Source organism: Xenorhabdus griffiniae (assembly GCF_001028135.1).
Classification (GTDB): Bacteria; Pseudomonadota; Gammaproteobacteria; order Enterobacterales; family Enterobacteriaceae; genus Xenorhabdus; species Xenorhabdus bakwenae.
Genome location: NZ_LDNM01000016.1, coordinates 1 through 22,842 on the forward strand (window position 1 = coordinate 1; position 22,842 = coordinate 22,842).

Sequence of the window (22,842 nt, forward strand, 5' to 3'; positions counted from 1 at the left end):
ACAGCTCTTTACTCGAAGCAACCTGTTTATTTTTGACTAAAAAACATTCGTGATCTTGCCCTGATGTGTTTCCCATTGTTGAAGGCAGTGAAAATTTAAAGAGTCATGGAAAATCGATCGCCGTAGAGGGGATGCACACAGCGTGTGGTGCCAAACTGATCGCCAGCCAAAAAGAGTTTCTCGCTTAATAAAACCATACTGACGCACTGCGCTTGTCTTCTCCATGTTATCGGGCTAATACATTAGCCGATAACATGGAGAGCTGAAAAAAACAGGTGGTGATGAGTCCGTCATGTTTTAACTTGGTTAATCAACGGCTGAAATTCTTCACATTACCCCATCGCGTTTAAATCATCATGTACAAGAGCAACGGTACAAGGCACTTTCAGGACTGTCGCCTCAAGTACATCAGGAGTGGCTGCTATGACGTGATTGATCTCATCCATAAACTCCAGCAATTCTGGCTCCAGATCAGTTAGGGCAACCCCTTGTTGCAGTTGTTTTTCAACCAATTCGCAAATGGCTTTCAGTTTAGGAACACCGTTATAGCAACAACTGCCGTGCAGTTGGTGGACATGGTGCTGAAAGTGTTTGCGGATTGCTTCACCATCGGTGGTTAAAGCCTGTTTAATCATTCCCTTCATGTCGGGCAATGATTTTACCAGCATTTCCAGCATCTCCCGCGCCAATGATTCTTTGCCGGCGGTTTGCTTTAATGCCATCTCCCAGTCAATAGCGTGTAGTTTTTTCCGGGGGCAATATTGATTCAGCAATGCTTTCAGGCAGTTTTCATCCAAGGGCTTGGAAAGACAGTCAATAAACGGTGCATTCTTCGCCTCGTGGCAGGCAAAGGCTGTAACCGCCACAATCGGCGTCTCTTTATGCGGGGGCAATTGTCGGATCTGCTCAGAGGTTTGGATACCATCCATATCTGCCATCTGAATATCCATCAAAATCAGATCCAGCGAATGCTGTTTCGCTATTTCCAGCGCCTCCATGCCATTACTGCACAGAAAGGTATTTTCAACCAGTTCATGCAGCAGTGTACCGATCAATTTCAGGTTAGCGGAATTATCGTCTACTGCCATAACGGTCATGGGTAAACGCGATGATGCAGAACAGATTGGCCGATGTTCTGGCAATGACCCGAATGAATACGCCTCTTTTTCCAGCCAGATATCAAAGTAAAATACCGTTCCTTTAGCGACTTCACTGGTAAAGTCAATGTCTCCTTTCATTTCACTGACCAGTCGCTTAGTGATGCTTAATCCCAGTCCGGTTCCCCCATAATGGCGGGTAATGCTGGCATCTGCTTGATTGAAGGCCTGGAACAGAATCGGACGGTATTCGGGTTTGATACCGATACCTGTATCAGTCACGGTAAAATCGATCTGGACAAGATGGTGGTGGTGCTGGCGTAATTTGATATCCAGCGTGACACAGCCTTTATCCGTGAATTTAATGGCATTACCAATCAGGTTAGTCAGTATTTGCTGTAAGCGAATAGGATCGCCAATCATCAAATTGGGTAACTTCTCATCAATATGGTAATGCAGGGGAAGATTTTTCGCGTTGGCAGCCGGTGTTAGCAGTTCGATAACTTCATTGACGGTATCCCTTAGCAGAAAAGGGACTTGATCCAATACCAGTTTATTGGATTCCAGCCGTGAGAAATCCAGAATATCATTGATGATTTTCAGTAGGTTATTGGCTGATCTATCAATGACATACAGATACTCCATCTGCTGTGGTGTAATGGGAGTTTTTAACATCTGGCGGGTAAAGCCAATGACGCCATTAAGCGGCGTGCGTAATTCGTGGGACATATTGGCCAGAAATTCCGTTTTGATCCTGACCGCCTCTTGGGCGCGTTTTTTAGCGATAGTCAGTTCAACATTCTGAATTTCTAACTGTTCCATCGTAATTTGCAGGTCGGAAGTGGCTTGATCGATATGAAGCTGCATCTCATCTTTGTATTTCGAGAGCGATTCTGCCACGGTGTTGATACCATTCTGGAGTGCGGATAACTCCCCAGGCATGGCGCCTGTTACACGGCTGTTCAGTTGTCCCTGCCGGATACGATCAACGGCTTCAACCATGCAGTTCAGGGGCTGGGTGACTTTGCGCACCAGCACATGGGCAAACAGTGCTGTTCCTCCAAGACACAGAATCAGTAGAACGATGGAGGTAGCAATCTCCTTGTATTGCTGGAGCTGGGCGGCGCGTAAGTCTAAATCAATAGCGATATAGCCAACCGGCAGCGCATCGCTGGTGGAAGTGTTCCAGGGGTTAGGGGAGGCGGTTTCTGAGGTAATTGGCATCTTCAGGATGATACTGTTGCCGTATTCCGTTTTGGACAAGGTTGTGGGCATGGCTTCGTTGGCTGTGAGCCTCAAGCGATTGACATCATACTTGTCATTCGAAATATCGAATAACTTGTTATGCTTATCAAAGATCGCAATTGCCCTGACAATTTCAGAGTTTCGGCGGTGCAGGCTGTTTATCAGTGCGTCAACTTGCTGGCAATTGTCCAGATTAATGCCAACCTCGCTGGCGATGGATAAGGGTTCAATAATGCTGATCCCACTGCGAACTATCAGGCTCTTTAACTCGTAATAGCGGTATGAGATAAATGATATACTCACAAGCGTTCCGACCAGTAAAACAGGAACCAATATCAGGCTCATCATACGGGTGCGTAGGCTATATTTGGTCATAAGCGTCCATTGTGGGAAAATCAGAACTCAATTTTTCAACGTCAGTCAGAATCATGGTGCAATTTTACTCCCCAAATCGTCGTTCCGTAAACCGGGGCATTATTTCCGTTACCGCAGATAACCTTGATGCACAAGGGCAAGGCATTGCTCGTCATCAGGGAAAAACTATTTTTATTGCAGGATTATTGCCGGGTGAGCAGGCACAAATCCAACTGACAGAAGAAAAACGGCAATTTGCTAAAGCTAAGGTCGTGAAAAGGCTCTCAGATAGCCCGCAGCGCGTAGCACCTCACTGCCCACATTTTAAAGTGTGCGGCGGGTGCCAACAACAACACGTTGCCACTGAGCTGCAAGTTAAAACTAAAGCCAGTGTACTGGAACACCTGATCCAACGGGAAACCGGAATTAGCATCAGTGCCGAATCCATCATTCGCAGCCCGGAATATGGCTACCGGCGCAGGGCCAGGCTCGGCCTGCAATATCACGCCAAACAACAGACATTGTTGATGGGATTTCGCCAGCGTCAGACCAACGATTTGGTGAATATTAAACGCTGTCCTGTTATGCGTCCTGAATTAGAACAATTATTGCAGCCGCTGTACCTGTGCCTGAATAGCCTGTATGCAGTAAAACGCTTAGGGCATGTGGAATTGGTTCTGGCTGAGAGTGGGCCACTCGTCGTGTTGCGCCATCTTGATCCACTTAAGCAGGAAGATCAGGAAACACTGCGCATTTTTTCGGCGCAGTACAATGTCGCTATTTATCTGCTTGGTGATGAAAAATCCCTTGAACCCTTGATGGAAGGGCAAACCGCACCGTGGTATCAGGTGAATGGATTGAAATTGGTGTTCAGCCCGCAAGATTTTATTCAGGTGAATGATGCCGTTAACCAACAAATGGTTGCACAGGCGTTGGCGTGGCTGGATTTACAATCAACAGACAGGGTATTGGATCTGTTTTGTGGCATGGGAAATTTTACCCTGCCGATCGCCACGAAAGTACAGGCAACCGTGGGTGTGGAAGGGGTTGCTGAACTGGTGGTGAGCGGGCAATATAACGCCCGGCTCAATAAACTTAATAACGTCGATTTTTTTCATGAAAATCTGGAATCGGATATTCACCAACAGCCCTGGGCCGCACAAGGGTTCAATAAAGTGCTGCTGGACCCTGCCCGCGCTGGTGCGGCGGGTGTTATGGCACATATTGTAAAATTGGTCCCTGAAAAAGTGGTTTACGTTTCCTGTAACCCCACAACACTCGCGCGGGATAGCAAGGTCTTGTTGGCGGCGGGTTATCATCTTGTCAGTGTGCGGATGCTGGATATGTTTCCACACACCGGCCATCTAGAGTCTATGGCGCTGTTCAGCAGTGAGCCAATAGATATCGAGTAGGGAGAAATTATGGTTGCGGTAAGAAGTGCGCATCTCACACCGGCAGGTGAATTTGCGGTCAATAAGTGGATCGCGAGTTTAAACATTACTAACCCACAATCCAGTGAAAAGTTGGTTGAAACCTGGCGATATTGTCACGAAAAAGTCCAGGGTCACCCTAATGCGGAACTGTTGCTATGGCGCGGTGTGGAAATGGTGGAGATCCTGTCCACATTGAGCATGGATAATGACAGTATGCGTGCTGCGCTGCTTTTTCCCATCCTTAATGCCGGACTACTCGATAGCGAAACCGTGACAGAAACATTTGGCAAGGGCATCACGAATCTGGTGCATGGTGTATTGGACATGGATGCCATTCGCCAACTGAAAGCCACTCATACCGATGCGACTTGCTCGGTACAGGTCGATAATGTTCGCCGGATGCTGCTGGCGATGGTGGAAGATTTTCGTTGTGTGATTATCAAGCTGGCGGAACGCATTGCCCATTTGCGGGAAGTGAAAGAGGCCAGTGAAGATGAGCGGGTGCTGGCTGCCAAAGAGTGTTCCAATATCTATGCTCCGCTTGCCAACCGGCTGGGAATTGGGCAGCTCAAATGGGAGCTGGAAGATTTCTGTTTCCGCTACTTGCATCCCGATGAATATAAGAAAATTGCTAAGTTACTGCATGAGCGCCGAATTGATCGTGAACAGTATATCGAGAAATTTGTAACGACTTTGCGTAAATATATGCTGAAAGAGGGCGTCCGTGCTGAAATATACGGGCGTCCGAAGCACATTTACAGCATTTGGCGCAAAATGCAGAAAAAATCCCTCGCCTTTGATGAACTATTTGACGTGCGCGCTGTGCGGATTGTTGTCGAGCGTTTGCAGGATTGCTACGGAGCGCTGGGAATAGTGCACACTCACTATCGTCACTTGCCGGATGAATTCGACGATTACGTTGCCAACCCGAAACCGAATGGTTATCAATCGATTCATACCGTCGTCTTGGGACCGAATGGTAAAACGCTTGAGATCCAGATCCGTACTCGTCAGATGCATGATGATGCAGAACTTGGCGTCGCGGCGCATTGGAAATACAAAGAAGGCACTGCGATTGGTGGTAAATCCGATAGTTATGAAAGCCGTATTGCCTGGCTGCGGAAACTGATCGCATGGCAGGAAGAGATGGCGGATAGCGGCGAAATGCTGGATGAAGTGCGCAGTCAGGTGTTTGACGATCGCGTTTATGTCTTTACGCCAAAAGGAGATGTGATTGATTTGCCAATTGGCTCCACGCCGTTGGATTTTGCCTATCACATTCACAGTGATGTCGGCCATCGCTGCATTGGGGCAAAAATTGGCGGACGTATCGTACCATTCAGCTATCAGCTTCAGATGGGTGATCAGATTGAAATCATTACCCAGAAACAACCAAATCCAAGCCGTGACTGGTTAAACCCTAACCTTGGCTATGTGACGACCAGCCGTGGGCGCGCCAAAATCCACAATTGGTTCCGTAAGCAAGATCGTGACAAAAACATCATTGCCGGCCGCCAGATGCTGGACAATGAACTGGCCCATCAGGGGATCACGGTCAAGGAAGCAGAGAAAGAGCTGATTGCCCGTTATAATGTCCACACGTTGGAAGAAGTATTGGCGGGCATTGGCGTTGGTGATATCCGCATTCACCAGTTAGTGAATTTCCTGCAAAGCAAATTCAATAAAATTACGGCGGAAGAAGAAGATCGCGAAGCGCTTCGCAATCTGGAGAACAAAACTTATACGCCCCGTAATACCAGCAAAAATAATGGCCGTATTGTCGTGGAAGGGGTAGGCAACTTAATGCATCACATTGCCCGTTGTTGCCAGCCTATCCCCGGTGATGAAATTATTGGATTTATTACACGCGGGCGAGGGATCTCCATCCACCGTGCTGATTGTGATCAGTTGGCGGAACTCGAAGCCAGTTCACCGGAAAGGATAGTCGATGCCGTGTGGGGGGAGAGTTATTCCAGCGGCTATTCACTGGTGGTACGCGTTGTTGCCAATGACCGCAGTGGATTATTGCGTGACATCACGACCATCCTCGCCAATGAGAAAATTAATGTGTTGGGCGTCAGCAGCCGTAGTGATGTTAAGCAACAGCTTGCCACCATTGATATGAACATTGAAATTTATAACTTGCAAGTGCTTGGGCGGGTATTGGCGAAGCTCAATCAGTTGTCTGATGTGATTGAAGCCAGACGCTTGCACGGTCATTGATTAAGACATGGATTAAGATGAAACCGAACGCTATTGAACGACTGAAGGGAATAATGGCGCAGTTGCGCCATCCCCAGGATGGCTGTCCTTGGGACAAAGTACAAACCTCAGCCACGATTGCCCCTTATACTCTGGAAGAAACCTATGAAGTGCTTGATGCGATTGAGCGCAATGATGTCAGCGCCCTAAAAGAAGAGCTGGGGGATCTGCTGTTTCATATCGTATTTTATGCCCAGATGGCGCAGGAACAGCAACAGTTCGAGTTTGACGATATCTGTGAGGCGGTGTGTGACAAACTGGAGCGCCGCCATCCCCATATTTTCAATCAACAAGCAGGTATCAGCGGCGAAGAGGCGATAGGCAGTTGGGAACAACGCAAAGCCGCAGAACGGGCTGAAAAAGATCAGCATTCGGTGCTGGATGATATTCCCGTCAGTCTGCCGGCCTTGATGAAGGCGTATAAAATCCAGAAACGCTGCGCTTCGGTCGGGTTTGATTGGGATACTCTTGGTCCCGTGCTGGACAAAGTTTATGAAGAAATTGATGAAGTCATGGACGAAGCGAAGCAGGCGGTGGTTGATAAAGATCGACTGGAAGAAGAGTTGGGAGATTTACTGTTTTCGGTGGTTAATTTATCCCGTCATTTGGGGCATAAGCCGGAGATTGCACTACAAAAAGCCTGCCGGAAATTCGAAAACCGTTTCCGTCATGTCGAAAAATTGATCCTCGACAAAGGATTGTCACTGGAAACGGCTACATTAGATGAAATGGAAGCGATGTGGCAGCGAGTGAAAAGTCAGAAGGGATAGCAATCACAAAAAAGGTGGAAATAGCGAAAAGGATGTCGCTTAAACAACTGAATAACCTGAGTCGGATGAAAAAATTTTACACCAATAACTTAATGAATTTAAAGAGAAAGAAGGGTGTTTTTTTCGCCGTGCTGCTGTTTATGTGGCACCTTACCCCGTTTAGATGGTTTGTAGCGAAATTAAGGTTAGGGTATACTGCTTTCCCGTCCTGTTATATTCATCATCCTTTTAAACCTAAACTTTCAGGTTCAGCATGAAAACTAATTATATTTTTGTGACCGGCGGGGTCGTATCCTCTCTGGGTAAAGGCATTGCCGCAGCCTCTTTGGCGGCTATACTCGAAGCCCGTGGACTCAATGTCACCATTATGAAACTGGACCCGTATATCAACGTCGATCCAGGCACAATGAGTCCAACCCAACACGGGGAAGTTTTCGTTACCGAAGACGGCGCTGAAACTGATCTTGATTTAGGTCATTACGAACGTTTCATCCGAACCAAAATGACACGCCGCAATAACTTCACAACAGGCCGTGTCTATTCTGAAGTGCTGCGCAAAGAACGCCGTGGCGATTATTTGGGGGCAACCATTCAGGTTATTCCTCACATCACCAATGAAATCAAAGACCGTATCATCCGTGGCGCAGAAGGCCATGATGTTGTGTTGGTGGAAATCGGTGGTACTGTCGGTGATATCGAATCCTTGCCATTCCTTGAAGCTATTCGTCAGATGGCGGTGGAGGTCGGTCGTGAAAACACGCTGTTCATGCACCTGACGCTGGTGCCTTATATGGCCGCCGCGGGTGAAGTGAAAACGAAGCCGACCCAGCATTCCGTGAAAGAATTACTGTCGATTGGTATCCAACCGGACGTATTAATCTGCCGTTCAGACCGCGTTATTCCGGCCAATGAGCGTGCAAAAATTGCGCTGTTCTGTAACGTTCCAGAGAAAGCGGTTATCTCTTTAAAAGATGTTGATTCCATTTATAAAATTCCAGCCCTCTTGAAATCTCAGGGCTTAGATGATTATATTTGTAAACGATTCAGCCTCGAATGCCAGGAAGCGGATCTGTCCGAATGGGAACAGGTCATTTATGAAGAAGCCAACCCATCGGGTGAAGTGACCATTGGGATGGTGGGCAAATACGTTGAACTGCCTGATGCGTATAAATCAGTGATTGAAGCGCTGAAACATGGTGGGCTGAAAAATCGCCTGACAGTCAATATCAAGCTGATCGATTCACAGGATGTTGAAACGCGCGGTGTTGGCGTATTGAAAGGTCTGGATGCGATTTTGGTCCCCGGTGGCTTTGGTGGCCGTGGTATCGAAGGTAAGATCATGACCGCACGTTATGCCCGTGAAAACAAAATTCCCTATCTGGGCATCTGTTTGGGTATGCAAGTGGCTCTGATTGAATTCGCTCGCAATGTTGCGGGAATGGCAGGGGCTAACTCCACTGAATTCGATCCTGAATGTAAGTTACCGGTTGTTGCTCTGATCACCGAATGGCGTGATGAGAACGGCAACGTAGAAGTACGTAGCGAAGAGAGCGATCTCGGCGGGACGATGCGCGTTGGTGGCCAATTGTGCCGTCTGACTGAAAACAGTCTGGTACATAAACTTTATGGTCAGAATGACATTGTTGAACGTCATCGCCATCGTTATGAAGTGAATAATTTGCTGTTGAAACGCATTGAAGATGCAGGTTTGCGCATTGCTGGCCATTCAATCGACAACAAACTGGTGGAAATCATCGAGAACCCAGCGCATCCGTGGTTCGTGGCGTGTCAGTTCCATCCGGAATTCACTTCAACGCCCCGCGATGGTCATCCGCTATTTGCCGGCTTTGTCGAAGCTGCCGGCAAATATCAGAAAGGCCAGTTGAAATAAGATATGGGGCAATGGATTGAAATTAAGCTAATTTGCTTTTAAGGGCATCACTATTTAAGGAAATAGTTTTATTTTTAATCCGTTGCCCGTAATTTAACTTGTACTGAGGAAAACCTAATGTCCAAAATCGTTAAAGTGCTTGGCCGTGAAATCATCGACTCCCGTGGTAACCCAACGGTAGAAGCAGAAGTACACCTGGAAGGGGGCTTTGTTGGTCTGGCTGCTGCGCCATCAGGTGCATCAACCGGTTCCCGCGAAGCGCTGGAGCTGCGTGATGGCGATAAATCTCGTTTCATGGGGAAAGGTGTACTAAAAGCCGTTTCTGCGGTTAACGGCCCAATTGCACAGGCTCTGGTTGGTCAGGATGCGAAAGATCAGGTTAACATCGACAAGATCATGATCGAGCTGGATGGTACTGAAAACAAATCTAACTTCGGTGCTAACGCGATTTTGGCTGTTTCTCTTGCGAACTCCAAAGCCGCAGCCGCAGCGAAAGGTATGCCTCTCTACGAGCACATCGCTGAGTTGAACGGCACTCCGGGGAAATTCTCCATGCCTCTGCCAATGATGAATATCATCAACGGTGGTGAGCACGCAGATAATAACGTCGATATTCAAGAATTCATGATCCAGCCGATTGGCGCAAGCACACTGAAAGAAGCTGTACGTATGGGTTCCGAAGTATTCCACAATCTGGCAAAAGTGCTGAAAGCTAAAGGCATGAACACTGCGGTGGGTGATGAAGGTGGCTATGCGCCAAACCTGGAATCTAACGCCGCAGCGCTGGCGGCAATCAAAGAAGCGATTGAGAAAGCGGGTTACGTACTGGGTAAAGATATTACGCTGGCGATGGACTGTGCAGCTTCTGAATTCTATAACGAAGAAACGGGTAACTATGAACTGAAAGGCGAAGGCAAGACTTTTACCTCTCAGGAATTCACCCATTATCTGGAAGGATTGACCAAAGAGTACCCAATTGTTTCCATCGAAGATGGCCTGAACGAATCTGATTGGGAAGGTTTTGCTTACCAGACTAAAGTGTTGGGTGACAAAATCCAGTTGGTTGGTGACGATCTGTTCGTAACTAACACCAAGATCCTGAAAGAAGGTATCGAAAAAGGTATTGCAAACTCCATCCTGATCAAGTTCAACCAGATCGGTTCGTTGACTGAAACTCTGGCTGCCATCAAGATGGCAAAAGAGGCAGGTTACACTGCGGTCATTTCTCACCGTTCCGGTGAAACTGAAGATGCAACTATTGCTGATCTGGCGGTGGGTACTGCTGCGGGTCAAATCAAAACGGGTTCTATGAGCCGTTCTGACCGTGTTGCTAAATACAACCAGTTGATCCGTATCGAAGAAGCACTGGGTAATCGTGCTCCTTTCAACGGTCTGAAAGAAGTGAAAGGCCAGGCATAATTGTCGGTTTTTTCCTTTAAAAAATAAAAATTATTTATGTTTTGGCGGAAGGGAGTCGTCTCTTTCGCCTTCTTATTGAAAGAAAATTTTATTTTTTATGCCGGTACTTATCTTAAGTGCAGGATGAAAGTGTGATATAACAACAGAAATTCAGTTCTTTTTTTGAACAATAATGCAGTGGCCAGACAAATCCCGCGTAGCAGATCCCAAAATTATACAACTCGTATTTTATTCCTTGTTAATACTCCTTATTATTTCATTTGTAATGTAATTCTTTAACATTTGTGACAATGATTCATCAATTATTCTTTTTACATTACAGAGTTATGTTTCATTGTTTTATGGAGTCTTCATGGACGCTTCTGAATCTTTAACCCCAGCGATTGGGCCTACACCCTCAAATAAAAGAGGCTTAATTATTCTCGCGCTGGACATCATTTTGCTTGTGATATTGCTTAAGTTTTTGCCCTATGGGGAAAAAGCAAATACGGGCTTGGCATTAATGGTATTTGTTGGCGTGTTATGGTTAACGGAAGCCATTCATGTCACCATTACTGCGCTGTGTATTCCTATTCTGGCGGTCGGCATGGGATTGATGAATACCGGCGATGCACTGAAATCTTTTGCCAACCCGATAATCTTTTTGTTCTTCGGTGGCTTTGCACTGGCAACAGCGCTACATATCCAAGGCTTGGACAGATTAATCGCTAATCGTCTGTTGATGATTGCCCGTGGGCGTTTATCTGTGGCGGTATTGCTGATATTTGGTATTACTGCCCTGCTTTCTATGTGGATAAGCAACACGGCAACTGCTGCCATGATGTTACCACTGATCCTCGGTATTCTGGCGAATCTGGATGTACGTACTGAGCGCAATACCTTTGTTTTTGTGCTGCTTGGTGTTGCCTATAGCGCCAGCATCGGTGGCTTGGGGACATTGGTAGGTAGCCCACCCAATGCTATCGCTGCCGCCCAATTAGGTATGGATTTCTTTACATGGATGAAATACGGCGTACCAATGGTCATTGTTCTTATGCCAGTCATGATTGGGGTGATGTACCTCATGTTACGCCCAAATTTGAACCACAAATTTGATCTGGAATTGGAGCACCTGGAATGGAATGGTAAGCGTGTTATTGCCATGGGCATTTTCCTGCTAACCGTAGTGTGCTGGATTTTCAGTTCATTGATTAGTGATGCACTCGGCGGTGTCAAAGATCTGGATACGATTATTGCAGTGAGTGCCGCTATCCTGATTGGTATCACTGGGGTATCAACATGGTCGCAGATTCAAAATAACACTGAATGGGGCGTATTGATGCTGTTCGGTGGTGGTCTGACGTTGAGTGCCGTTTTGAAAAATTCCGGTGCCAGTGAAGTTATGGCAAATGGGATGGCGGAGGCTTTCGGTGCCAGCCCTTGGTTTGTGATCATCATTGCGATTGCTACGTTTATTATCTTCCTGACAGAATTTACCAGTAATACTGCAAGCGCCGCGCTACTTGTACCTATTTTTGCCACAGTTGCAGAAGCGCTGGGAATGCCGATTATGGTTTTGACCATGATAATTGGTATCGGGGCATCCTGTGCATTTATGCTACCTGTTGCAACACCTCCTAACGCGATTGTTTATGGCACCGGCTATATCAAACAAGTTGAAATGGTCAGAGTAGGCATAGTGCTGAATTTGGTATGTATTGCCATTATTTCTGCGATTGCCTGGTTTTTCTGGTTGTAATTCCTTCTGACTCTTAATGTTTAAATAAGCCATGCTCAAAATCGCCACCCTTGCAGGTGGCGATTGTGTTACTCTTCTTTGGTGCTGATATAGATATTTTTCACTTCTGTATAAGCATCCAGCATCATCTTGTGGGTTTCACGCCCAAGTCCTGATTTCTTATAACCACCGAAAGGAGTGTGAGCGGGCAATTCATGATAGGTGTTGATCCACATACGGCCTGTTTTTATTGCTTTGGCGATGTGCAAGGCACGGTTAATATCCTGCGTCCATACGGCACCTGCCAGGCCATAGTCGGAATCATTGGCCATTTCGATAACGTTTTCTTCGTTACTGAACGGAATGACGCATAGTACAGGCCCGAAAATTTCTTCTTGCGCCACCCGCATCTTATTGGTGACATTGGTCAGGATCGTCGGCTGGATAAAGAAGCCATCATCATATCCTGCCCCGGTTATACGTTTTCCGCCAGTCAAAACGGTTGCACCTTCCTGTTTTGCGAGGTCGATGTAACCTAAAATAGTGTTCATCTGTTCTTCACTGACCTGGCAGCCCATTTCTGTTTCTGCCAGCATCGGGTCGCCCACTTTGATTGATTCAAACACTGTTTTCAGTGAATTCAGGAATTCATCATGAATATCTTTATGCAGGAACAGACGGGCACCGGATTCACAGGCTTGCCCTTGGTTCAGCAAAATTGCATTGGCTGCATATTTGATGGCCTTTTTCATGTTGGCATCAGGGAAAACGATATTAGCCGATTTACCTCCCAATTCCAGCGTGGCCGGAATAAGCCTTTTCGCCGCAGCTGCGGCAACGTTGTAACCGACTTCTGTTGATCCAGTAAAGGCGACTTTGTTAATGCCGTCATGATCGAGGATTGCCTGGCCTACCACTGAGCCACGCCCTGTAACAATATTGACAACACCTGCTGGTAAAACTTGATTCATGATACGCCCCAATTCAAGCAGCGTGATTGGAGTCAGGCTGGCAGGATTGATAACAATAGTATTACCGGCAGCAAGGGCAGGCGCGAGTTTCCAGGCAGCCATTAATAGCGGGAAATTCCACGGAATAATTTGCCCGACTACGCCAATGGGTTCTCTGATGACTAAGCTCAGTGTGTCATTATCGATGACATCAGTCGTATCAGAATGAGCACGGATAACGCCGGCAAAGTAGCGGAAATGATCAACAGAAAAAGGAATATCGAAATGACGACATAGCGCCTGGGTTTTACCCCCATCCAATGTTTCAAGGACAATAAAACGTTCGGCTTCGGCTTCCAGCAAGTCGGCAATTTTCAGTAATAACGATTGCCTCTCCGTTGCGGATGTTTTGCTCCATGCTGGCAGCGCTTTTTGGGCAGCCTTGACGGCAAGTTCAACATCTTCGGCATTTCCTGCTGCGTATTCTGTCAACAATTCACCGGTTGCAGGGTTGTAGCTTTGTATCGTATTTTTTGAAACGCTATCACGCCACTCACCATTAATCAGCATCTTATAAGATGTACAAGGCAACAATGTTTTTTCGATATCATGTAGTTTTTTCATTATATTCTCCGGGTACTTTGGTTTGAGGTATGCTAGGATATATATTCTCAACTTATTATCAGACTAATTCTTAATTTTGAGCAAAGCTGAACTGAAATATAAAAGAGCTATATCAATAAATATAAACCTTGATAGTTAAATGCGCGACATATGAAAACTGCATAGAATATGATTTTCTAGTGGAATATATTTTTTGAGAGTAATAACGGTATGTTATATCTTCTTGTTTTATTCTAACGTTAGATTGAAGTTTATCGAGTATATACTAATCCAACTTCAAGATGTGTTTTGCGGATTGCAACTTGAAGTTTATCGAGTATATATGGGGAGTAATAGGAATAACGCGGACAGAAAACGTTTTATGGGTAATGAATATTAAACATGGTTTATCCTTTTATAGGAAGTGATATCAGGAATAGCAGATTGATATTTCAATATTTCAGCAAATGAATTCGATATGTATATTGATTATCTTCAATTACATAAAGTAATCAATAATAAAGTTATAAATATTCCTAATTTGATAATAAAAATTTTTCTTAAAACGATTTATATGTTCACATTCTTGCTATGATTACTTTAATCGGTAATCGCGGGGTTGATCATGAGAAAATTGTTAACGATTTGTTTATTAGGATTTGCATTGACTGGGTGTGATAATCAACTCAAAATTGATGGAACAAATGACATCGCTGTAAAAACATCCATTGAGAAAATCAGAGATACTTTACCAGAAGATAAAAGATTACAATTTGATGACGCATTAAATGTTGTCATGATCAATAATATCGACTTTGATGATCTGTTCAAGGATAACAAGAATGGAAATATCAAACATGCAGATATACAAAAATTGGAACAGAAATTTTTTCAATCCCTTCATGGGAAAACAGCCGATCAAGTTATTGACGATGCAGAGAAAATTAAAGCGGCCAGCATGCACAAAAAATGAGTATATATCTTATTAAGTTGCCTCCAACAGAACAACGAGAATTAAGTGAATGCCTTACTGCACACAGAATGTACGGGTAATACTAACGGATTTTATTACGGCTGAATACCGTACTTTTAATCATAAAAAAACCCGCAGTATTTGCGGGCTTCATAGGTTAGCAAAGCCTTTATTTCAAGCCTGCCGCAGAGCGCAGAATTTCAGCTTTATCTGTTGCTTCCCACGGGAATTGTTCACGACCGAAATGACCGTAAGCCGCAGTATCGCGATAAATGGGGTGTAACAGATTCAGCATCTTGATCAGGCCATAAGGACGCAGATCAAAAAATTCACGGACTAGTTGAATCAGTGTGGAAGTTGGGACTTTCTCCGTACCGAACGTTTCCACCATGATAGATGTTGGCTCTGCAACACCGATGGCATAAGAAACCTGGATTTCACAGCGATCAGCCAGACCTGCCGCAACGATGTTTTTGGCAACGTAACGCGCGGCATAGGCTGCCGAACGGTCAACTTTGGAAGGATCTTTACCAGAAAATGCGCCACCACCGTGACGAGCCATACCACCATAGGTATCAACAATGATCTTACGGCCAGTCAGACCACAGTCACCCATTGGCCCTCCGATGACAAAACGACCTGTTGGGTTGATGAAATATTTGGTCATCGGGGTAAGCCATTCAGCAGGTAATACCGGTTTGATGATCTCATCCATCACGGCTTCATGCAGTGCTTTTTGAGCAATATCTTCGCTGTGTTGGGTTGAAAGGACAACAGCATCAATACCAACAATCTTGTTGTTTTCGTACTGGAAAGTGACCTGACTTTTTGCATCAGGGCGCAACCACGGCAGGGTGCCGTTTTTACGAACTTCGGCCTGACGCTCAACCAAACGGTGTGCATAAGTGATAGGTGCTGGCATAAGAACATCAGTTTCATTGGTCGCATAACCAAACATCAAGCCCTGATCTCCTGCACCTTGTTCCAGAGGATCTGTGCGGTCAACACCCTGGTTGATATCTGGAGATTGTTTACCAATGGCGCTGATAACGGCACATGAGTTGGCATCAAACCCCATATCTGAGCTGGTATAGCCGATTTCACGTACTGTACTGCGGGTAATTTCTTCTATATCAACCCAAGCGCTGGTCGTGATTTCACCACCAACCATGACCATGCCTGTTTTAACATAAGTTTCGCAGGCCACGCGAGCTTTAGGATCCTGTTTTAAAATTGCATCAAGGACGGCATCGGAAATCTGATCGGCAATTTTGTCTGGATGTCCTTCTGAGACAGACTCAGAAGTAAAAAGATGTGTAGTCATTATATTTTATTACCTTAAATATAATCTTGGATTAATGGCGGATGTTTTACCGTCTAGACGGCTATTTTAAGTCACTCTTGCTAAGGTTACCAGTTTTTTTAATTCTAATTATCTTCCATTGTGTGACATTTTAGCTTCACCATCTAAAAAGTATGAGGGGTGTTCGGCCTTATTTAGGTAAATTGCATTTTGCAATTTTGCTGGATTACAGGTATAAACTGCGCGCGTAGCATAAGTCATTTTTTTGCACTTGAAGTTACGGGCGCTTGCAGGAAATGTACACATGTCCTGCTTCTCAATTGAGAAACGGCTTGCGGTGGGTAAGCCATGTGGAGGTGAATGGGGTTATGAACCATTATCTGCTGATTATTAACGGCCAACAGCCACATTATGCCATTGATGTATCCACATCTTGTTCCTTCCTTTTCAATATGCAGTCATTTCGATGTTACCCGCAGCATAGTTACTTGCAGTATATAAGCAGCAGGTAAAATTGAGTTGGTATCATTATGAGTCACAGTAAATATATTGTTTAGTCCTCTCTAAACGTTCCTATAATCTAAGAGCATGCTGTTCCCTGACATTTTTTAATGCGCAAGATACGCACGATAAAATAGTGTCTTGGGTTATTGACCTTACAGGCGAAGGCAAATCTCGACTCCATGAAGGAGACTGCCATGAATGATAATATCGCTCGCAAAATGCGACAGACCTATAACATCGCATACTGGGGCGGCGGCTATTACTATGTCAATGATCTGGGTAATGTCAGTGTTTGCCCAAACCCTGACTTACCGGGAGCTAAAATTGAACTCGCCACTCTGGTGAAGAAAGTTCAGGAAGAAAAAGAACAATTGCGGTTGCCGGCATTGTTTTGTTTTCCCCAGATTTTGCAACATCGCTTGCGTTCGATTAATGCCGCGTTTAAACGGGCACGTGAATCTTATGGGTATAAAGGAGATTACTTCCTTGTTTATCCGATTAAGGTCAATCAGCATCGCCGCGTTATTGAGACATTGGCAAATGCTGATGAACCGATTGGATTAGAGGCAGGCTCCAAAGCGGAATTAATGGCCGTGTTGGCTCATGCCGGCATGACAGGTACGGTGATTGTTTGTAATGGTTATAAGGATCGCGAATACGTCCGTCTGGCATTGATCGGTGAAAAACTGGGACACAAGGTGTATCTGGTTATCGAGAAGATGTCTGAAATTGAGATGGTACTGGAAGAAGCCAAGCGCCTGAATGTGATCCCACGTTTGGGCGTTCGGGCCCGTCTGGCATCTCAGGGTTCTGGTAAATGGCAGGCCAGTGGCGGTGAAAAATCGAAGTTTGGATTGGCTGCCGCGCAGGTATTGCAATTAGTTGAAAGGTTGCGTGCAGCTGGGCGGTTGGATAGCTTGCAATTGCTGCATTTCCACTTGGGTTCCCAATTGGCGAATATCCGTGATGTGGCAACGGGGGTGCGTGAATCTGCCCGTTTTTATGTCGAATTGTCTAAACTGGGCGTCAAGATCCAGTGCTTTGACGTTGGTGGTGGTCTAGGTGTCGATTATGAAGGAACACGCTCCCAGTCTGAATGCTCGGTTAATTACGGTTTGAATGAATATGCGAATAACGTTATTTGGGGCATTGGGGATGCGTGTGAAGAACATGGCCTGCCTCACCCAACAGTGATTACGGAGTCCGGCCGGGCATTGACCGCCCATCATACCGTTTTGGTCTCCAATGTTATTGGGGTAGAGCACAATGAATTTACTCAAACTACGCCGCCGGCAGAAGGTGCGACGCGCCCTCTGACCAGTTTGTGGGAAACCTGGCTGGAGATGCAATCTGACAGTAGCCGCCGTTCCCTGCGTGAATCGCTGCATGACAGCCAGTTTGATCTGCATGATGTCCATACCCAGTATGCTCACGGTATGTTGGATCTGTCAGAACGTGCGTGGGCGGAAGAACTGTATTTAAATATCTGTCGCCACATTCAGCAAGACCTTGACCCAAGCAACCGTGCCCATCGTCCGATCATTGATGAATTACAGGAACGCATGGCAGATAAATTCTACGTGAATTTCTCGCTGTTCCAGTCAATGCCGGATGCGTGGGGGATTGATCAACTTTTCCCTGTTTTGCCAATTGAAGGTCTGGATAAACCGCTGGATCGTCGTGCTGTTTTGTTGGATATCACCTGCGATTCTGACGGTACAATTGATCACTATGTTGATGGTGATGGTGTGGCAACAACGATGCCAATGCCCGCTTATGATCCAGAAAACCCGCCCCTGATTGGTTTCTTTATGGTTGGAGCTTATCAGGAAATTTTGGGTAACATGCATAACTTGTTTGGTGATACGGCTGCCATTGATGTTTATGTTGCAGAAAATGGCGTAGTGACTTATAAGCAGAGCGAGGAAGGTGATTCTGTCGCCAATATGCTTCAATATGTCAAACTGGATCCGCAGGTATTATTGACCCGTTTCCGTGATCAAGTGAAATCGACTGATCTGGATGACAATTTGCAGGAACAATTCTTGCAAGAGTTTGAAAGTGGCCTGTATGGCTACACCTATTTGGAAGATGAGTAATCCTGATTAGCCATTAATCTGTATCAATAGTCATTCCTGATCATGTGTTTTGTATAATAACTCGATAAACTTCAGGTTGCCATCCGCAAAACGCCGCGAGGCCTTATATTTCCCCGTTGTGCGGGGAAATATAACACGCATCTGAAGTTGGATGGGTATAGTGTAAATAAGCCCTTGTGTTACTTGTTACTGCCAATTATTGGAGATTGGTAATAAGCCAGTATGGGACTTTTGAGGATATATCATGAGTATTAGCTCCTTAGGAAACCAAATTGATAACTCTTTGGTTTCAAATGCCTTTGGCTTCCTGCGTTTTCCGTTGAACTTTCAACCCTATTCCAGTGATGCGGAATGGGTGATTACCGGCATTCCTTTTGATATGGCAACATCGGGACGCGCGGGTAGCCGCCACGGGCCGGCTGCCATTCGTCAGGTATCGACTAATCTGGCATGGGAAAGCAGCCGTTGGCCGTGGAACTTCAGCTTACGCAAGCGCCTGAATGTGGTGGATTGCGGGGATCTGGTATTTAGCTTCGGTGATGCCCAGGATATGAGTGATAAGTTGCAGGCACATGCTGAAAAAGTGCTGGCATCGGGTAAGCATATGCTGTCATTTGGTGGTGATCACTTTATCACTTTGCCACTGTTACGTGCCCATGCAAAACACTTTGGCAAAATGGCGCTGATCCATTTTGATGCCCATACAGATACTTATCCAAATGGCAGTCAATTTGATCATGGTACGATGTTTTACCATGCGCCAAATGAAGGGCTGATAGATCCTCACCATTCAGTACAAATAGGTATTCGTACTGAACATGATACGGATAATGGTTTTACTGTACTGGATGCTGGTCAGGTTAATGATCGCAGTGTTGATGATCTTGCTGGGCAGATTAAAACGGTGGTTGGTGACTTGCCGATTTATCTGACGTTCGATATTGATTGCCTTGATCCGGCATTTGCACCAGGGACAGGAACGCCGGTGATTGGTGGATTGACGTCAGATCGGGCATTGAAAATAGTGCGTGCCTTACAACCATTGAATATTGTTGGAATGGATGTGGTGGAAGTGGCACCGGCTTATGACCAATCTGAAATTACGGCATTGGCGGCCGCCACAATTGGGCTGGAGTTGCTGTATTTACAGGCATCAAAGAAAGCTCTTTAATGCATTAATCTTATAAATTGATTTTATACCAATCCAGCTTCAAGATGCGTGTTATATTTCCCCGCGCAGCGGGGAAATATAAGGCTTCGCGCCGTCTGGCGGATGGCAACTTGAAGTTTATCGCGTATAAAGGCTCATCTAAAGGTGAGCCTTTAATTTGAGTGTGTCTCTAGAAATGTAGTTTTTTCTCAGTCTGAACCCATAAAGGTTTCAACAGGAACGTTAAAGAATTTGGCAAAGCCTTTTACTTGCCCAATGTTCATAGAACGTTTTCCATGCAGTATCTCTGATATGACGCTCTGGTTTGCAATGTCACGCAGATCAAGCTGCCTTATGCCTCTTTCTTTCATCAAGTAACTCAATGCTTCACGTGGAGTAACATTGGGGACTTGGCGATTTTTAGCTTCGTACTCATAGACACGATCGGTGATAAAATCAGCGAACTTTGCTGCGGTATGTTCGGTATTTTCAGCATATGAGTATAACTCATCAATCAGTGCCATGCGGGCACTCAGATCTTCATCATTTTCTACAGGCTCAATACAGGCTGAGAACAAAAGTGCCAGCGGGCTGATTTGCTCAGATATTGACTGCATCATTTGGGGTAAAATTTCGATGAGTCCATCAATCCTTTTATCAGTAACGAGTGATGTTTTTCTCATGCTTCACCTTTTTGATCGTTTTGATTTAGTCTGCTTACGCCACCATTTATCATATTCGGTATGGGGGCAAACATCTTTAATGTAAAAAGTGCCTGATCTGGGATTAAGCCATGTGATAATGCGGCATTTATTTTTATGGATATCAAATAGATAAATATCTAACGGCCCTTTTTTGCTTCCTGCCTCCAGTAATTCGTGAGGTATACGATCAACATTCCATGTCGATGTTTTAAGCCATAACTCACGGATTTGAGCATAAGATTCAAACCGTAAAGATACTTTATCAAAAACATCCAACCAGAGCTTTAACCCAACTTTCCATTGAGCATGTTTTTGCATCGCTTCGATGATGACTTTTGCCGTGATAACTCGCATATCACTTCCTTATGATATCGCAATTTGCGATATTTACAATGTTTGAAAAAATTTAGGCTTCGCTTTTTTTCAAATAAAGCATATCACTGCACAATATACGTCAACACTTGCTGCTGCGGCATTAAGGCAAAATTTCCGTGGAATTGCGAACCCGCTCGATACTCATCAGATAATGTTTGCAGTAGTTTTATGCTTATGGCGTAATCGCTGCAATTAATTGACGTAATTTCAGCCGCATGGAAATCAAAGAAGCGTTTTACGTGGGGATAAAGTGCCTTAAATAGACTTTCTTTGATGGAGAACGCAAGCGTGAATGCCTGTGCAAAAGGGAATGGACACTCTGTCAGTAATTTCACTTCATTGTCAGTGATGATGCTGGATGAAACACTTTTGATGGTATCTGACTTAATCTCCTGCTCGATATCTACGCCCATTATTCGGTATTGATTACAAGAAGCCGCTAAGGCAATAGCACAGCTGGCTGAATGAGAAATCGAACCACAAATATTGTCAGGCCAGATTGGGGAGCGATCTTGAGCATTGGTGACCTGAAAGCCAGAGTAACCCAAACGGTTTAAAACCTGTTGAGTGCAATAACGGGCAGCCAGATATTCCGCACGTCGTTTATTCACTGCATTCTGTAATTGGCTTGGGTAGGTAATGCCATATTCGTCAAATAGTGCATCCCGATAGCAAGACGGGTCAAAATAAGTTTTTATGACATGAAGATCGGGGTGTTCTGACAGCGTACCTGCCTGTACGTCTGTAAAAAAAGGATCATTTATGGCAGTAGATTGAGCAGAGGTAAGGAAAGGAGTAAAAGTCATTTTTTTCATCATGGTTTTTTATTATCGGCTGCGATTATTAGAAAGCGGATCAATTAAAAATGTTTATGGTCTGATTTTGCCATATCTTAATTTTAGTTCACTAACGTACTCACTCTTTTTATACTCCTCGTTATTACCATTTTTGAAAAGAGGTTGTTGTGGAAATATTAGTAACCGGCGGGATAGGATATATCGGTAGCCATACTTGTGTTCAGATGATTGAAGCTGGAATGACGCCGATCATCATCGATAACCTGTGCAATGCCAATCATGAAGTTCTGGTGCGCATTGAGGCATTGACGGGGGTGCAGCCACTGTTTTATGAAGGGGATATTCGTGATGAATCATGCCTTGATGCTATTTTCTCCCGCCACCAAATCCAGTCAGTTATTCATTTTGCCGGCTTGAAAGCGGTTGGGGAATCCGTCGCCAAGCCTATCGAATATTATGACAATAATGTCAATGGAACGCTGGTACTGGTGCGTAGTATGCGTAAAGCGGGGGTAAAAAGCATTATCTTTAGCTCATCCGCGACGGTATATGGTGATCCGGAGGTTGTGCCTATTACTGAACAGTCTGCGGTAGGTAATACCACTAACCCTTATGGCACCAGTAAGTTTATGGTTGAACGCTGTCTGTCTGATTTCCATCATGCAGAAAACGATTGGTCTGTGGTGTTATTACGCTACTTCAATCCAGTTGGTGCCCATCCTTCCGGCACGATGGGGGAAGATCCTCAGGGAATTCCCAACAATTTGATGCCTTATATTGCCCAGGTTGCGGTAGGCCGTCGGGAGAAACTGTCCGTGTATGGCAATGATTATTCAACAGCCGATGGCACTGGCGTTCGCGATTATATCCATGTTATGGATTTGGCTGACGGGCATATCGCGGCCCTCAATGCCGTTGGTAAGAAAGCGGGATTGCATATCTACAATTTGGGTACTGGAAAAGGCACCAGCGTACTGGAAATGGTAGACGCGTTCAGTAGTGCTTGCGGCAAGCCAGTTCCTTATGAAATGTGTCCACGCCGTCCGGGAGATATTGCCGAATGTTGGTCAAGCCCGGAGAAAGCCGAGCGAGAGCTGGGCTGGAAAGCGAATCGAACTATCGTGGAAATGACGGCGGATGCCTGGCGTTGGCAGTCTCAAAATCCCAATGGCTATAAAGCGAAGTAAGAAACAGCA

General features: G+C 45.3%; 18 protein-coding genes. 12 read left to right on the top strand and 6 right to left on the bottom strand.

Annotated elements, in window-relative coordinates; all coding sequences use genetic code 11:
* Positions 1-65 precede the first annotated feature (65 nt).
* A complete protein-coding gene (locus AAY47_RS20440; RefSeq protein ID WP_083446694.1) occupies positions 66-188 on the top strand; it encodes a PAAR domain-containing protein in 123 nt (40 codons plus the stop codon).
* Positions 189-332: 144 nt separating this feature from the next.
* On the opposite strand, the gene AAY47_RS05250 is transcribed toward AAY47_RS20440, so the two are convergent.
* On the bottom strand, positions 333-2,717 hold the full coding sequence (locus tag AAY47_RS05250; protein WP_047767600.1) for an ATP-binding protein: 2,385 nt from the start codon (positions 2,715-2,717) through the stop codon (positions 333-335).
* A 53-nt stretch (positions 2,718-2,770) separates the two neighbouring features.
* On the opposite strand from AAY47_RS05250, the gene rlmD reads away from it, so the two are divergent.
* From rlmD to AAY47_RS05285, 7 genes are all read left to right on the top strand, one after another.
* Positions 2,771-4,108 carry a 23S rRNA (uracil(1939)-C(5))-methyltransferase RlmD gene (rlmD, locus tag AAY47_RS05255; protein WP_047767828.1) on the top strand — a complete coding sequence of 446 codons (1,338 nt, stop codon included), beginning with the start codon at positions 2,771-2,773 and terminating at the stop codon, positions 4,106-4,108.
* Positions 4,109-4,117: 9 nt separating this feature from the next.
* The gene (gene relA, locus AAY47_RS05260; protein ID WP_047767602.1) at positions 4,118-6,352 is read left to right on the top strand and encodes a GTP diphosphokinase; all 2,235 of its coding nucleotides are present in this window, start codon (positions 4,118-4,120) and stop codon (positions 6,350-6,352) included.
* 17 nt (positions 6,353-6,369) lie between these two features.
* Positions 6,370-7,161, top strand: coding sequence for a nucleoside triphosphate pyrophosphohydrolase (mazG, locus tag AAY47_RS05265; RefSeq protein ID WP_047767604.1), 792 nt, complete (start codon positions 6,370-6,372; stop codon positions 7,159-7,161).
* The gene (locus AAY47_RS05270) at positions 7,131-7,418 is read left to right on the top strand and encodes a hypothetical protein (RefSeq protein WP_047767611.1); all 288 of its coding nucleotides are present in this window, start codon (positions 7,131-7,133) and stop codon (positions 7,416-7,418) included. Before mazG ends, AAY47_RS05270 begins: the two co-directional genes overlap by 31 nt.
* A complete protein-coding gene (gene pyrG / locus AAY47_RS05275; protein WP_047767613.1) occupies positions 7,415-9,052 on the top strand; it encodes a glutamine hydrolyzing CTP synthase in 1,638 nt (545 codons plus the stop codon). The genes AAY47_RS05270 and pyrG overlap by 4 nt, the downstream gene beginning before the upstream one ends.
* 117 nt (positions 9,053-9,169) lie before the next feature.
* A complete protein-coding gene (gene eno / locus AAY47_RS05280) occupies positions 9,170-10,471 on the top strand; it encodes a phosphopyruvate hydratase (RefSeq protein WP_047767615.1) in 1,302 nt (433 codons plus the stop codon).
* A gap of 352 nt (positions 10,472-10,823) precedes the next feature.
* A complete protein-coding gene (locus tag AAY47_RS05285) occupies positions 10,824-12,209 on the top strand; it encodes an SLC13 family permease (protein ID WP_047767617.1) in 1,386 nt (461 codons plus the stop codon).
* 68 nt (positions 12,210-12,277) lie between these two features.
* On the opposite strand, the gene AAY47_RS05290 is transcribed toward AAY47_RS05285, so the two are convergent.
* The gene (locus tag AAY47_RS05290) at positions 12,278-13,762 is read right to left on the bottom strand and encodes an aldehyde dehydrogenase family protein (protein WP_047767620.1); all 1,485 of its coding nucleotides are present in this window, start codon (positions 13,760-13,762) and stop codon (positions 12,278-12,280) included.
* A 604-nt stretch (positions 13,763-14,366) separates the two neighbouring features.
* On the opposite strand from AAY47_RS05290, the gene AAY47_RS05295 reads away from it, so the two are divergent.
* A complete protein-coding gene (locus AAY47_RS05295; RefSeq protein WP_047767621.1) occupies positions 14,367-14,714 on the top strand; it encodes a DUF6694 family lipoprotein in 348 nt (115 codons plus the stop codon).
* A gap of 169 nt (positions 14,715-14,883) precedes the next feature.
* On the opposite strand, the gene metK is transcribed toward AAY47_RS05295, so the two are convergent.
* Positions 14,884-16,038, bottom strand: coding sequence for a methionine adenosyltransferase (metK, locus tag AAY47_RS05300; RefSeq protein ID WP_047767623.1), 1,155 nt, complete (start codon positions 16,036-16,038; stop codon positions 14,884-14,886).
* A 677-nt stretch (positions 16,039-16,715) separates the two neighbouring features.
* Between metK and speA the strand changes: the two genes are divergently transcribed.
* Both speA and speB read left to right on the top strand, forming a co-directional pair.
* Positions 16,716-18,620: a biosynthetic arginine decarboxylase gene (gene speA, locus AAY47_RS05305; RefSeq protein ID WP_047767626.1), complete on the top strand. Its 1,905-nt coding sequence runs from the start codon at positions 16,716-16,718 to the stop codon at positions 18,618-18,620.
* Between the two features lie 244 nt (positions 18,621-18,864).
* Positions 18,865-19,791 carry an agmatinase gene (gene speB / locus AAY47_RS05310; RefSeq protein WP_047767628.1) on the top strand — a complete coding sequence of 309 codons (927 nt, stop codon included), beginning with the start codon at positions 18,865-18,867 and terminating at the stop codon, positions 19,789-19,791.
* Between the two features lie 188 nt (positions 19,792-19,979).
* Here speB and AAY47_RS05315 read toward each other — a convergent pair whose 3' ends face one another.
* The 3 genes from AAY47_RS05315 to AAY47_RS05325 all read right to left on the bottom strand — a co-directional run bounded on the left by AAY47_RS05315 (position 19,980) and on the right by AAY47_RS05325 (position 21,655).
* Complete coding sequence (locus tag AAY47_RS05315) at positions 19,980-20,453, bottom strand: helix-turn-helix domain-containing protein (RefSeq protein WP_053014209.1); 474 nt, start codon at positions 20,451-20,453, stop codon at positions 19,980-19,982.
* A 3-nt stretch (positions 20,454-20,456) separates the two neighbouring features.
* Positions 20,457-20,828 (bottom strand): type II toxin-antitoxin system HigB family toxin, encoded by a 372-nt coding sequence (locus AAY47_RS05320; RefSeq protein WP_047767630.1) that lies wholly within the window; start codon positions 20,826-20,828, stop codon positions 20,457-20,459.
* Positions 20,829-20,911: 83 nt separating this feature from the next.
* Positions 20,912-21,655 carry a 4'-phosphopantetheinyl transferase family protein gene (locus AAY47_RS05325; protein WP_235428291.1) on the bottom strand — a complete coding sequence of 248 codons (744 nt, stop codon included), beginning with the start codon at positions 21,653-21,655 and terminating at the stop codon, positions 20,912-20,914.
* Positions 21,656-21,813: 158 nt separating this feature from the next.
* Between AAY47_RS05325 and galE the strand changes: the two genes are divergently transcribed.
* Positions 21,814-22,833, top strand: coding sequence for a UDP-glucose 4-epimerase GalE (galE, locus tag AAY47_RS05330; RefSeq protein ID WP_047767632.1), 1,020 nt, complete (start codon positions 21,814-21,816; stop codon positions 22,831-22,833).
* Positions 22,834-22,842 lie beyond the last annotated feature (9 nt).

Excerpts from the sequence above, each read along its gene's own strand:
- relA (WP_047767602.1), top strand. The coding sequence starts at position 4,118 with ATGGTTGCGGTAAGAAGTGCGCATCTCACACCGGCAGGTGAATTTGCG.
- AAY47_RS05290 (WP_047767620.1), bottom strand. The coding sequence starts at position 13,762 with ATGAAAAAACTACATGATATCGAAAAAACATTGTTGCCTTGTACATCT.
- pyrG (WP_047767613.1), top strand. The coding sequence starts at position 7,415 with ATGAAAACTAATTATATTTTTGTGACCGGCGGGGTCGTATCCTCTCTG.
- AAY47_RS05320 (WP_047767630.1), bottom strand. The coding sequence starts at position 20,828 with ATGCGAGTTATCACGGCAAAAGTCATCATCGAAGCGATGCAAAAACAT.
- metK (WP_047767623.1), bottom strand. The coding sequence starts at position 16,038 with ATGACTACACATCTTTTTACTTCTGAGTCTGTCTCAGAAGGACATCCA.
- AAY47_RS05295 (WP_047767621.1), top strand. The coding sequence starts at position 14,367 with ATGAGAAAATTGTTAACGATTTGTTTATTAGGATTTGCATTGACTGGG.
- speA (WP_047767626.1), top strand. The coding sequence starts at position 16,716 with ATGAATGATAATATCGCTCGCAAAATGCGACAGACCTATAACATCGCA.
- AAY47_RS05325 (WP_235428291.1), bottom strand. The coding sequence starts at position 21,655 with ATGACTTTTACTCCTTTCCTTACCTCTGCTCAATCTACTGCCATAAAT.
- AAY47_RS05285 (WP_047767617.1), top strand. The coding sequence starts at position 10,824 with ATGGACGCTTCTGAATCTTTAACCCCAGCGATTGGGCCTACACCCTCA.
- AAY47_RS05250 (WP_047767600.1), bottom strand. The coding sequence starts at position 2,717 with ATGACCAAATATAGCCTACGCACCCGTATGATGAGCCTGATATTGGTT.
- AAY47_RS05315 (WP_053014209.1), bottom strand. The coding sequence starts at position 20,453 with ATGAGAAAAACATCACTCGTTACTGATAAAAGGATTGATGGACTCATC.
- rlmD (WP_047767828.1), top strand. The coding sequence starts at position 2,771 with ATGGTGCAATTTTACTCCCCAAATCGTCGTTCCGTAAACCGGGGCATT.
- eno (WP_047767615.1), top strand. The coding sequence starts at position 9,170 with ATGTCCAAAATCGTTAAAGTGCTTGGCCGTGAAATCATCGACTCCCGT.
- speB (WP_047767628.1), top strand. The coding sequence starts at position 18,865 with ATGAGTATTAGCTCCTTAGGAAACCAAATTGATAACTCTTTGGTTTCA.
- mazG (WP_047767604.1), top strand. The coding sequence starts at position 6,370 with ATGAAACCGAACGCTATTGAACGACTGAAGGGAATAATGGCGCAGTTG.